This window comes from Amycolatopsis sp. NPDC051373, from assembly GCF_040689465.1.
GTDB lineage: Bacteria > Actinomycetota > Actinomycetes > Mycobacteriales > Pseudonocardiaceae > Amycolatopsis.
Window position 1 is genome coordinate 99412 of the sequence record NZ_JBFBAE010000034.1, and the last position, 11707, is coordinate 111118.

13 protein-coding genes and 1 pseudogene are annotated in these 11707 nt (G+C 69.7%); 8 read left to right on the top strand and 6 right to left on the bottom strand.

The genetic code is table 11. The features are described 5' to 3' along the window. Window positions 1-30 precede the first annotated feature (30 nt). A pseudogene (locus AB0383_RS42990) lies at window positions 31-711 on the top strand (carboxylesterase family protein); the annotation flags it as partial. Window positions 712-845: 134 nt separating this feature from the next. Continuing rightward, complete coding sequence (locus AB0383_RS42995) at window positions 846-1571, top strand: carboxylesterase family protein (RefSeq protein ID WP_366190288.1); 726 nt, start codon at window positions 846-848, stop codon at window positions 1569-1571. A gap of 5 nt (window positions 1572-1576) precedes the next feature. Here AB0383_RS42995 and AB0383_RS43000 read toward each other — a convergent pair whose 3' ends face one another. The 4 genes from AB0383_RS43000 to efeU are packed head-to-tail and all read right to left on the bottom strand — an operon-like array spanning window position 1577 to window position 5271. Further along, complete coding sequence (locus tag AB0383_RS43000; protein WP_364181887.1) at window positions 1577-1987, bottom strand: PPOX class F420-dependent oxidoreductase; 411 nt, start codon at window positions 1985-1987, stop codon at window positions 1577-1579. Window positions 1988-2021: 34 nt separating this feature from the next. After that, on the bottom strand, window positions 2022-3278 hold the full coding sequence (gene efeB / locus AB0383_RS43005) for an iron uptake transporter deferrochelatase/peroxidase subunit (RefSeq protein ID WP_364181884.1): 1257 nt from the start codon (window positions 3276-3278) through the stop codon (window positions 2022-2024). After that, entirely contained in the window at window positions 3275-4426 is a 1152-nt protein-coding gene (gene efeO, locus AB0383_RS43010) for an iron uptake system protein EfeO (RefSeq protein WP_364181882.1), read from the bottom strand. Before efeO ends, efeB begins: the two co-directional genes overlap by 4 nt. Beyond that, window positions 4423-5271 (bottom strand): iron uptake transporter permease EfeU, encoded by an 849-nt coding sequence (gene efeU / locus AB0383_RS43015; protein WP_220244280.1) that lies wholly within the window; start codon window positions 5269-5271, stop codon window positions 4423-4425. Before efeU ends, efeO begins: the two co-directional genes overlap by 4 nt. A gap of 435 nt (window positions 5272-5706) precedes the next feature. Between efeU and AB0383_RS43020 the strand changes: the two genes are divergently transcribed. Next, window positions 5707-6420: a murein transglycosylase gene (locus AB0383_RS43020; RefSeq protein ID WP_364182295.1), complete on the top strand. Its 714-nt coding sequence runs from the start codon at window positions 5707-5709 to the stop codon at window positions 6418-6420. Window positions 6421-7336: 916 nt separating this feature from the next. On the opposite strand, the gene AB0383_RS43025 is transcribed toward AB0383_RS43020, so the two are convergent. Both AB0383_RS43025 and AB0383_RS43030 read right to left on the bottom strand, forming a co-directional pair. Next, the gene (locus AB0383_RS43025; protein ID WP_366190289.1) at window positions 7337-7546 is read right to left on the bottom strand and encodes a hypothetical protein; all 210 of its coding nucleotides are present in this window, start codon (window positions 7544-7546) and stop codon (window positions 7337-7339) included. A 163-nt stretch (window positions 7547-7709) separates the two neighbouring features. Then, window positions 7710-8111 carry a tetratricopeptide repeat protein gene (locus AB0383_RS43030; protein WP_220244278.1) on the bottom strand — a complete coding sequence of 134 codons (402 nt, stop codon included), beginning with the start codon at window positions 8109-8111 and terminating at the stop codon, window positions 7710-7712. Window positions 8112-8183: 72 nt separating this feature from the next. Between AB0383_RS43030 and AB0383_RS43035 the strand changes: the two genes are divergently transcribed. From AB0383_RS43035 to AB0383_RS43055, 5 genes are all read left to right on the top strand, one after another. Then, complete coding sequence (locus tag AB0383_RS43035) at window positions 8184-8654, top strand: VOC family protein (RefSeq protein ID WP_364181877.1); 471 nt, start codon at window positions 8184-8186, stop codon at window positions 8652-8654. Window positions 8655-8753: 99 nt separating this feature from the next. Then, window positions 8754-10040 carry a phosphopyruvate hydratase gene (gene eno, locus AB0383_RS43040; protein ID WP_220244276.1) on the top strand — a complete coding sequence of 429 codons (1287 nt, stop codon included), beginning with the start codon at window positions 8754-8756 and terminating at the stop codon, window positions 10038-10040. A gap of 230 nt (window positions 10041-10270) precedes the next feature. After that, window positions 10271-10633 carry a septum formation initiator family protein gene (locus AB0383_RS43045; RefSeq protein WP_220244275.1) on the top strand — a complete coding sequence of 121 codons (363 nt, stop codon included), beginning with the start codon at window positions 10271-10273 and terminating at the stop codon, window positions 10631-10633. Between the two features lie 121 nt (window positions 10634-10754). Continuing rightward, on the top strand, window positions 10755-11246 hold the full coding sequence (locus tag AB0383_RS43050; RefSeq protein WP_366190290.1) for a DUF2975 domain-containing protein: 492 nt from the start codon (window positions 10755-10757) through the stop codon (window positions 11244-11246). After that, on the top strand, window positions 11246-11512 hold the full coding sequence (locus AB0383_RS43055; protein WP_364181871.1) for a helix-turn-helix transcriptional regulator: 267 nt from the start codon (window positions 11246-11248) through the stop codon (window positions 11510-11512). Before AB0383_RS43050 ends, AB0383_RS43055 begins: the two co-directional genes overlap by 1 nt. Window positions 11513-11707 lie beyond the last annotated feature (195 nt).

The following is an 11707-nucleotide window of genomic DNA, read 5'->3' on the forward strand; positions in this document are numbered from 1 at the left end:
AGGATCGTCGCCGCCGCAGCCGTAGTCGTGATGGCGTTGTCCCCCGCGACCGGCACCGCGGCTGCGGCACCCGAGGACGCGCCGCTGACCGTACGGGTCGACACCGGCCTGCTGCACAGCGACGCGAATGCGACCACCCGCCACTTCCTCGGCGTGCCCTACGCGAAACCGCCGGTCGGCGCGTTGCGCTGGGTCGCACCGCAACCCGCGGTCCCGTGGTCCGGCGTCCGCGAGGCCACGAAGGCCGGCAGCCAGTGCCCGCAGACCGCGGCCGGGCCGGGACAACCCGCGTCGGCCGATGAGGACTGCTTGTTCGTCAACGTCACCACCCCGCGCAAGGTGGCGCCGGGTGCCAAGCTGCCCGTGATGGTGTGGTGGCACGGCGGCGGCTACACCAGCGGCGCCGGCGACGGCTACACCGCCGACCGGCCGGCCGACCAGGGCAACGTCATCGTCGTGACGCTCAACTACCGCCTCGGCATCGTCGGCTGCTACGGCCTCCTCGGCCTGCGCGGATTGGGCACCTTTGGGCTGCAGGACCAGATAGCCGGCCTGAGGTGGGCCAAGCGCAACGCGGCCGCGTTCGGCGGGAATCCGAACAACCTGACCATCTTCGGCGAGTCGGCCGGCGGCATGTCGGTGTGCGCGATGCTGACCTCGCCGCAGGCCCGGGGCCTGGTCGACAAGGCGATCATGTCCTCCGGATCGTGCCTGCTGAACTGGCCGGCCGGCGCGTTGTTCCCGGGCGCGCCCGCGGACCGGCTATACGTCGCTGCGGCAGGACCAGGCCGAACGGCCTCGAGGCCGCGCGCGGCAAGGGCTGCCAGAGCGACGAACTCGCGTGCATGCGCGGCAAACCGGCCGCGGACCTGGTGGCGCTCAACCGGAGTTTCTCCGACCACCTCGCCTACGGCACGCCCGTGCTGCCGCTGGACCCGGCGACGGCGTTGCAGCGCGGCCTGTTCCTGCGCGTGCCGGTGATCTCCGGCGGAAACCGTGACGAGGAGCGCGCGTTCGTCGGCGGCGCCGTGATGGCCGACCCGACCCTGATCACCGACCAGACCTACCCGGCTCTGCTGCAAGCCGCCTTCGGGGCAAGCGCCGGCCGCGTGGCCGCCCAGTACCCGTTGGCGCGCTACGGATCCGCGCCACTGGCCTGGGCCACCGTCACCACCGACGCCGGCTGGGCCTGCCCCACGGTGACCGCCGACCAGGAGCTGGCCCGGCACACGACCGTGTACCCGTACGTGTTCGCGGATCCCCACGCCCCGAACGTCAACGGGATCAACGTCCCCGGGTTCTCCCCGGGCGCCGCGCACGCGTCCGACCTGCCGTACCTATTCGACCTGGGTGGTCTTGACCTGCTGAAAACCCAGCCGCGGCAGGACCTGGCGGCGAGCATGATCGCGTACTGGACCGCCTTTGCCCGGACCGGCGACCCGAACCACGCCGGAGCACCGAGGTGGTCCGCCGGAACGGCGCACGCGCGGCTTCAGCTGGTGCCGAACCAGATCCAGCCGGCGGACGCGGCGGCCGAGCACCGGTGCGGATTACGGTCGACGATCCGGTAGCGGCCTCAGACGTTGCGGTTGTTCGGCTTCATCTCCAGCGGCGGCACATCGGCGTTGTCGATGCCCATGCTGATGATGCGTTCCGGGTGGAGCCGGATGACCGCTCCGTCGAGGTGCCCGTCCGGCGCGAACACGTCGGTCAGCACCTCCGCGCGGCCGCGGATCTCCAGGCAGCGCACGCGCATCGGGTTCAACGACGGCCGATCGTCCACCACGAAGGCGGCGCGGCCGTTGGCAGCGACGTTGCGGTACTTGCGGCTCTGCGTGAGGTGGTAGCCGGTGATGTCGATGGCCTTGGCCTCGGCGTTGTAGGTGAAGCCCACAGGGCTGACCTGCAGGGTCCCGTTCGGCTGCTGCGTGGCGAGCCGCCCGAGACCCTGCGTGGCGAGGTAGTCGAGTTCTGCTGAGGTGAACATGCACTCCACCGTGCAAGTTCAACCCCACTTGAAGTCAAGCGAACAGGCCGTCGCCCCAGTTCGAGGTCGGGGTCAGGCCCGGCGGAACCGCGAAGTGCGCCGAACCCGTGTGCTGCACGTACTCCATCATCGCGTCCTTCGACGACAGCGCCTGCTGCATGGGCACGTACTGCTTGCGCGTATCGCGGTTGAAGGCCAGGAAGAACAGGCCGGCTTCGAGGTGGCCGACGCCGTCGGAACCGTCGACGAAGTTGTAGCCACGCCGCAGGATCCGGGTCCCGTTCAACGTCTGGTGCGAAGCCAGGCGGATGTGCGCGTCGTCCGCGATCAGCGGCACGCCGCCCTCGCCGCGGACGCCCAGGTCGACCTCGTCGAACTCCGCCGTCTGGCCCAGCGGCGCGCCGGAACCCTTGGTGCGGCCGACGATCTGCTCCTGGCCCTCCAGCGGCTCGCGATCCCACGTCTCGATGTGCATCCGGATCCGCCGCGCCACCAGGTACGAGCCGCCCGCCATCCAGGCCTGGCCGTCGCCGGCCACGGCCCACACCTCGTCGCGCAGGAAATCGGTGTCCTCGGACTTGATGTTGTTGGTGCCGTCCTTGAAGCCGAACAGGTTGCGCGGCGTGGCCTGCTCGCGCGACGTCGACGCGCTGCGCCCGAAGCCGAGCTGCGACCAGCGCACCTCCGTGACGCCGAAGCCGAGCCGCGCGAGGTTGCGCACGGCGTGCACGGCGACCTGCGGGTCGTTGGCGCACGCCTGGATGCACAGGTCACCGCCGGTGCGCGCGGGGTCGAGCTTGTCCTTCGGGAACAGCGGCAGGTCGATCAGCTGCGCCGGCCGCTTCGACGCGAGCCCGAACCGGCCGTCGAACAGCGACGGGCCGAAGCCGATCGTCAACGTCAGGTCGGACGCCGGCAGATCCAGCGCCTCACCCGTGTCGCCGGGCGGGGCTTCAGCGGCGCCGCCGACGGCTCCGTTGGGCACGACCTCCTGCCCGGCCGTCATCCGCCGTGCCGCCGAAGTCCACGTGCGCAGCAGCTGCCGCAGCTCGCCGACGTCGGTCGTCGTCACGTCGAACGCGGCGAAGTGCAAGTTCTGCTGGGTCGGCGTGACGATGCCGGCCTGGTGCTCGCCGTGGAAGTCCACAGTGGTCACCGCGGCCTGTGCGGTGGAGCCACCCATCCTGTCGATGCCGACCCCGGCCGCCGCTCCCGCGCCGGCCAGGGCGACCCCCGCTCCCGCCAGGCCGAACAGCTTCCTACGGGAGACGCGGGTGCCCTCTTCGTTCACTTCGACACAACCTCCGCGACCTTGCTCAGCGGCTCGCTCAGCGCGTCGACCGCCGAGGCGAACGCCTTGATCTCGTCCTGCGACAGCTGGTTGTAGTACTTGAACCCGTCACCCACACGCGTCTTGTCCAACAGTGACTGCACTCCTGTGAACTGCTTGTCCAGAGTGGACACCAGCGCCGGGTCGCGATCCTGCAGGATCGGGCGCAGCGAAGCGATCGCGCCCTTCGAACCGTCCACGTTGGCCTGGAAGTCCCACAGGTCCGTGTGCGAGAACGTCTCTTCCTCACCGGTGATCTTGCCGGTGGCGACCTCGTCGAGCAGGCCCTTGGCACCGTTGGCGAGGTCGATCGCGCTCAGCTGCAGCGTCTTGGTCTTGGTGACCAGGTCCTTGACGTCGGTGAGCAGCTTGTCGGCGACCTGCGGGCTGTCGGGCTGCAGGCCGGTGACCCACAGGTCCTTCTCCAGCCGGTGGAAACCGGTGAACTGCTGGCCCGACTCGAGGTCGGCCTCGCGCACGTCGATCAGCGGGTCGAGATCGCCGAACTTCTCCGCGACGGGCTCGATGCGCTCGTAGTACACGCGCGTGGTGGCGTACTCGGCTTTCGCCTCGTCGACCTTGCCGGCCTTCACGAGGTCGACGAACTTCTGCGTCTCGGTCTCGAGCGCGGCGGTGTTGTTCGCGACGTAGGTGGCGTAGCTCTTGGTGGCTTCGGCCTTCTGCGCGTTGGTGTCGGTTTGCTTCTGCGCGCCGCCGGTGATGGTGAAATCGCCCCGGATGCCGTTGCCGACCATGCCCGGCTTGCACGCCGTCTGGTACTTGCCGGCCTCGGGGACCTCGACGATGAGCCGGCGGTTGAGGCCGGGGGCGATGTTCTCGACCTCGCCCATGATCCGGTCGCCCTCGGCGTAGAGGTAGAACTCGGTGACCTTGGTGCCCTTGTTGGTGATCTCGAACGTCACGTTGCCGGCGTTGGCGGTGTTCGCGGCGACGGCGCACGTGCTGTCGGAGGCCTCGACCTTGATCGGGCCCGCGGCGCCGGAGCCGGTCGACGCGGAATCGGTGCTGTCACACGCGGACAGGGCCACGAGGGCGCCGACTCCGGCCAGCACGACCAGTGGGGTTCTGGGAGAAAGGGGCACGGTCACTCCTTGACAGCGGCCGCAGCGGCTTCAGCCGTGACGGTTTTCTTCTTGGTGGGCTTGAGGAAGAGCGGGAGCACGATCACCACGTAGGCGACCCAAGCGATCGCCTGCAGCACGGTGGTCTGCTGCGAGTAGTTGAAGATCCCCTTGAGCAGCGCGCCGTACCACGAGGTTTCGGGCAGCGCGCTCGACGCGTCGAACGCGAGGGTGGTCAGGCCCGGGATGAAGCCGGCTTCCTGCAGGTCGTGCAGGCCGTAGCCGAGCACGCCGGCGGCGACGAACACCAGCAGCACGCCGGTGACCGTGAAGAACTTCGCGAGGTTGAACCGCACGGCGCCGCGGTAGAGCAGGTACGCGATCACGATCGCAGCGGCGATGCCGACCACGAACCCGATGAGCGGCTGGATCGTGTCCGACTGCGCGGTCTGCACGGCGGAGTAGAAGAACACGGCCGTCTCGAGCCCTTCGCGGCCGACGGCGAGGAACGACAGCAGCAGCACGGCGGCGGGGCCGACGTTGAGCGCGTCCTCCATCTTGCCGCGCAGCTCCGCGGCCATCTGCTTGGAAGCCTTGCGCATCCAGAAGATCATCGCCGTGACGAACGCGACCGCGACGATCGAGAGGCTGCCGCCGAGCAGCTCCTGGTGCTCGAAGCTCAGCTGCGCGGTGCTGTAGGTCAGGATCGCGCCGACGGCGACTGACAGCAGCACCGCGGCACCCACGCCCGGCCACACGAACTTCAGCGCGTGGCGCCGGTCCGTCTTGACCAGGAACGCCACCAGGATGCTGACTACGAGGGCGGCCTCGAGCCCCTCGCGCAACCCGATGAGCGCGCTCGAAAACACCACTGCTCAGCCCTCCTCCGCATACCTGACCTGATGTTTTTAGGTAAGCCTTGCCTGTAAGTCCAGAGGAGCGTACGCCCGAGACCCCCTGTGTGATCGGACAAAACGGACCACCCGGTCGGGTTAGGTTAGGGTAACCGCAGGTCAGCGAGCTGAACGGCGGATCCATAACGAATTGTGTGATGTGGGCGGCTGGGGCTGGGAGTTAACCGTCCGCTTGCCTTTCGTGAGGTGGGACGGCATCAGGGAGTGTTCGATCGGAGCCTGGCTGTGTGCGGGGGTGGGATGCCTTTCGGGGTCTCCACGCGGCGTTTCGTGATCACCCGATGTGGCGTCACGCGAAGGTGGGAGAAGTAGCCTGTCCGGGTGGCCGATACCACTCAGACGACGTCTCCGCCTCGTCGCTACGTCAGCCGGATCGCGTTGTCGCTGGGGCTGGTGCTCACGGGGATCGTGCTGGTGGTGACTATCGGGGTGCGCAACCCGGCTCCTTCGGCCGCTCCGCCTGCTCCGGCTGCGACGTCGTCGTTCTCGGTGCCCCCGCAGCGTCCCCAATCGGGTGCTTCGGCTCCGCGCGCCGGTTTGGCCGCCCCGCCCGATCGCCCGACGGAATCGGATCAGGCGGAGCTGGACGCGTGGGCCGCGCGCGTGGCGGGCAAAACTCAGCTGTCCGCCCGGGTTCTCGCCGCGTACGGCCGCGCGGAAATGTGGATGCGCCGCCAGAAACCGGCTTGCCACCTGTCCTGGGCGACTCTCGCCGGCATCGGCCATCTGGCCACGCCCTCGCTGACGGTGTCTTCCTCCGGTGACGTGACGCCCGCTGTCGTCGGCGCTTCCGTCGGCGCGGACACCGACTCCGGCGCCCTGGACGGCGACCGCAAAGCCGACCACGAACTCGGCCCGCTCCACTTCACCCCGGCGACGTGGAAGAAGTACGCCGAACGCGCCAACGGCGACGGCAAACCCGCCAACCCCCAGAACATCGACGACGCCGCCTTCACGGCCGCCCGCTACCTCTGCTCCGGCGGCGACGACCTCGGCACCCCCACGGGCTGGTGGCGCGCGATGCTGTTCTACAACGCTTCGGTGGACTACGTGCAGAGCGTGTTCTCCGCTGCGGATTCTTACGCTGCGGCGAGCGTCGCTGCCTGACCGCGGGCCGGGAAGACCGGCGTCCCACCCTGCCGGAATGGCATGTGACCTGCGAAACGATCCATTGAGTCTTGTATGTGCGGGCCCGCGTTGTTGCGATGTGAAGTCGCGGGCTGGTTGCGAGCCGGGCCGGTCCAGCACCTGGCGCGTGTCCGGCCCTGATCACCAGCGTGACGGATGTCCACTGAGGTGGTGATCATCTGCGAACGCTCGGCCGAAGTCGCCGACCGCGCGATCCCGGGCCATGGGGCGGGAGACCTGGTCCTGGCCGCATTCAACCGCTCTACCATCGGGACCGTGGTCGAATGCGCGACCCGCTACGGGATGCCGCGGCGCCTGCCCGACCGCTACGCGCCCGGCCTGGTCCGCGACACCCTCGTGGCGAAGATCGCGACCCCCGCCCACCCGACTGCAACGCTCGCTGACCTCGGACCACGGCAGCGAAGTGCATGTGTACGGCCAGTTCACCGAGGCGACAGGGATGCCGGTCTACTTCTGCGATCCGCACTTGCCTTGGCAGCGCGGCAGCAACGAAGCCACCAGCGGCCTGCTGCGCCACTACGTCCCCGCAGGCACCGACCTGCCGGTCCACACCCCGAACACCTCAACGCAGTCGCGGTCGAGCTCAACTCGCCAAGGACGACCCTGGCCCGGGATAGTCCCCGAACGCATGACACGGAACTGACCACCACCTGGCAGCGGTGTTGCCCCTGACCGCGGGCCGGGAAGACAGGCCCCCGCCCTCCCGAGGGGGGCGTCCCCGAACCCAGTCTACCGAGGTCAGCGGCCTGGAAACGGGTTTCGCGGAATCTGTGGACAACCTCGCGAGCGAGAGCCACGGTGTGGATAAGTCGGCGAGTTGGCAGGGTGCCGCACCGGCGCCGTGGCCAGAGCGGCGCGTCACCGGCGCTGCGCCTCAGGCGTGGGCGGTGATCCGCGTGCCCTTGAGGGCCTTCGCCGGACGCGGCGCGGCAGGTACGGCGGGCCTGGCGGGCGAAGCGGCGGCGGCGCGCTGGCGGCGGCCGACCGGGAACCGCGCGTCCAGTTCGACGATCACCGGCGAGAGCGCCGCCAGCACCAGGACGGCAAGGCCGGCGTAGACGGCGATGAAGGTGAAGACGTTCATCTCGAGCTCCTCGGGTCGTTCTCCGTGATGACTCAAGGTTCGCCCACGAGGAGGGTCGGCCGGATCAGCCGACCGGCCGAGCGGAAGCGCCGAAAGGCCACACCCGCGCGACCGCTGACCATCCGGAAGACCGAGCCCGAAAGCGCGGAGCCCGAACAACGCGTCAGCGATCCTGCAACGTGATCCGCGCCGTCACTTCCGCGATCGCCTCCAGGTACTCCGGCACGGGGTTCATCGCCGAAGCCATCCGCAGTTGCGCCAGCGCCTCGGCCAACCGGCCGAGGCGCTGGAGGGTTCGCCCGAGGACGAAGCGGGCGTAGTGATCCGTCGGATCCAGCTCGAGGACTCGCGTGAACGCGCGTTCCGCCCGGCGCAGCTGCGCGGAGTGGAAGTACGCGCGGCCCGCGAGGAGCTGGACACTCGGTTTGTCCGTCTCGTCGAGCAGGGGTTCGAGCGCCTTGAGCGCGTCGAGCGGGCGGTGGCGTTCGACCAGATCCTCGGCCTGGCGGAAGGCGCGGAAACGGTCTTCGCCGGTGGGCTCTGGTGCTGCTGCGGCGTCCGTCATGGTCACTCCGACGATACCGCTCCGGAGGGCCTCGCACGAGGCGGCGGACGGGTCGTGGTGGACTGTCCTGCCATGAGCAGCGGACAGGAACCCGGCTACCTGGGCCTGGCGCCCTACCTCTACTACACCGACGCGACGGCGGCGCTGGAGTGGCTGACCAGGGTCTTCGGCTTCCGGGAGGAAGTGCGGTTCGAGGACGCGTCCGGGGAGGTCTTCCAGGCGACGCTCTGCGCGGGCACCGGAACGGTCCAGCTCGCCGGCGTCGGTTCCGAATACTGGGCGGCCAAGGGCGTCGAGGGACCGGTCGGGCAGCTCAACATCATCTACGTGACCGACGTCGACGCGCAGTACGAGCGCGTGCGTTCGGCGCTGGGCGAGGACGCCGAGCCGGAGCCGCCGCAGGACCAGCCGTACGGCGCGCGCGTGTTCACGGTGGCGGACCCCGGGGGCAACAGCTGGACGTTCTGGCAGCAGACGTCGGAGACCGTCGAGCTGCCGTCCGGGTGGCGTGAAGTGCGGCCGGAGAGCTCGGAAGGCCACTGACGGGCACTGAGCGGAATGGCCGTGCCTCCAACGGGTGAAAGCCGCGGACGGCTACTCTGGGCGGCGTCACCGCAGGCACGACCCACTGAGGAGCATGGCGTGGCTCTCATCGAGCAGGTAGGCGCGCGCGAGATTCTGGACTCGCGTGGCAACCCGACCGTCGAGGTGGAGGTGGCGCTCGACGACGGCACGCTGGCGCGGGCCGCTGTCCCGTCGGGTGCGTCCACCGGCGAGCACGAAGCAGTCGAGCTGCGTGACGGGGACACCGGCCGCTACAACGGCAAGGGCGTGGAGCGCGCGGTCGCCGCGGTGCTCGACGAGATCGGTCCGGACCTGGTGGGCGTCGACGCCGTGGACCAGCGGATCGTGGACCAGAAGCTCGTGGACCTCGACGGCACGCCCGCGAAGTCGCGCCTGGGCGCCAACGCGATCCTCGGCGTCTCGCTGGCCGTCGCGAAGGCCGCCGCCGAGTCGGCCGAGCTGGAGCTCTTCCGCTACCTGGGCGGGCCGAACGCGCACGTGCTGCCCGTGCCGATGCTCAACATTCTCAACGGTGGCGCCCACGCCGACACCGACGTGGACATCCAGGAGTTCATGATCGCGCCGATCGGCGCCGAGTCGTTCCGCGAGGCGCTGCGCTGGGGCACCGAGGTCTACCACGCGCTCAAGGGCGTGCTGAAGGGCCGCGGCCTGTCCACCGGCCTCGGCGACGAGGGCGGCTTCGCGCCGAGCCTGGGCAACAATCGCGAGGCGCTCGACCTGATCCTGCAGGCCATCGAGAAGGCCGGCTACGCGCCGGGCCGCGACGTCGCGCTCGCGCTGGACGTCGCCGCGACCGAGTTCTTCGCCGACGGGGCCTACACGTTCGAGGGCACCAAGCGCAGCGCCGAGCAGATGTCGGCCTACTACGCCGAACTGCTGCGCGACTACCCGCTCGTGTCCATCGAGGACCCGCTGAGCGAGGACGACTGGGACGGCTGGGTCCAGCTGACCGCCGAGGTCGGCGACAAGGTCCAGCTCGTGGGCGACGACCTGTTCGTCACCAACCCGGACCGCCTCGAAGAGGGCATCACCCGCCGCGCCGCCAACGCGCTGCTGGTGAAGGTCAACCAGATCGGCACCTTGTCGGAGACGCTGGACGCGGTGTCGCTGGCCACGTCGTACGGCTACAAGTCGATGATGAGCCACCGCTCCGGCGAGACCGAGGACACGTTCATCGCGGACCTCGCGGTCGCCACGGGCGTCGGCCAGATCAAGACGGGCGCCCCGGCGCGCGGCGAGCGGATCGCGAAGTACAACCAGCTCCTGCGCATCGAGGAGACGCTGGCGGACGCCGCGCGCTACGCCGGCGACCTCGCCTTCCCGCGGTTCACCGCGGAGGCCTGAGGGTTTCCATGGCCGACCGGGGGAGGGCGCGCAGCCGCCGCGGAGGCCGAGCCGACGGCGCCGGGTCCACGCGGAGGCGGCGTGCCGAGGGAGGCGGGTCCACACGGGCCCGTCGTCCCGCGTCGGCCCGGCGCCGGACGGCGGAGGCTTCGTCAGCGGAGACGACGAGGGCTCGGCTACGCCGTGGCCTCGCGGCCAAACGCGCGTCGGGCGCGGCCAAAGTGCTCGGCATGTCGACCACCCGGCGCGCGGCCGTGGTGGCGATCGTCGTGTGTGCGCTGGCGTTCACCGTCGCGGTGCCGCTGCGGACGTACCTGAGCCAGCGGTCGGAAGTGCGTGACCAGGAGGCGCAGCAAGCCCAGCTGCAGAAGGAAGTCGACGTCCTGCGCGACCGCAAGGCCCAGCTGAGCGACCCGGCGCAGATCGAGGCGGAGGCCCGCCGTCGGCTGCGGTACGTGAAGCCGGGGGAGACGCCGTACATCGTGCAGCTGCCGGAGGACCAGCCTTCCGCGCCGCCTCCTGCGGCGAACCCGGCGGCGGTTCCGCAGGGGTCTTGGTACGAGAAGCTGTGGGACTCGGTTTCCGGTGGGTGAGGGTCTGGGTTCGGGCTGAGCGGCGGGGTGCCTCCGGGTACCCCGTCGTTTCTCTTTTGCGACTTGCCTAGGCTATCGACAATCGATAGATTCCCATCGTAACTCGATGGGAGGATGGCTTATGGGAAAGCTGGCAGTGAACGCGCTGCGCACGGTGCTCGCGGTGGTGCTCGCGGGAACCGTGTTGATCCAGGTGCTGATGGTGTGGGTGCTGGTCACCAGAAGCGACCCGGAGGGCGGGACGCTCCCGCTGACCGCGTTTCGCCTCCTCGCGATCCTGGGCCTGGTGACGGTGCAGGTCGCCGTGGTCAGCGTGTGGCGGCTGGTGACGATGGTGCGCCGCGGCACCGTGTTCTCCCGCGCCGCCTTCCGCTACGTCGACACCGTCATCGGCGCCATCGTGGCGGCGGCCCTCGTGTGGTTCGCGGTCACGGCCGTCAACGCACCCGGCCAGCGCGACGACCCCGGCGTCACCCTCATCATGGGCGGGATCGGCGTGGCCATCCTGGGCGTCGCGCTCATCGTGCTGGTGCTGCGGATGCTCCTCGCCCAGGCCGTCGCGCGCGACGTCGAGGCGACGCAGCTGCAGGCCGAGCTCGACGAGGTGATCTGATGCCCATCGCCGTCGACATCGACGTGATGCTGGCCCGGCGGAAGATGTCGGTCGGCGAGCTCGCGGACCGCGTGGGGATCACGCCGGCGAACCTGGCGGTGCTGAAGAACGGCCGCGCCAAGGCAGTTCGCTTCGCGACGCTGGCGGCGCTTTGTGAGGTGCTGGAGTGTCAGCCGGGTGATCTGCTGCGGTGGGAGGCGGAGGATGACGCGGGGGCTGAGGTGTCTCGGGTGGGTGTGAAACCGCCTGGTGCCAGTGGGTCGTGACACGGCACGTGGGTCGCGCGGACACGCCATGACGCCCGCGATCTCCGCCGCACGTGGCCTCGCTTGACCACAGATCGGACGCCGCAGCCGGGACCACAGACCCCCGCCCTCCGGCGGTTTCTAGGGGTCGTTGCAACACCTGAGTGATCAGGGGTTGTTCATGGCTTCAGGGTTTCGGAATCGAGCCGGGCCGGT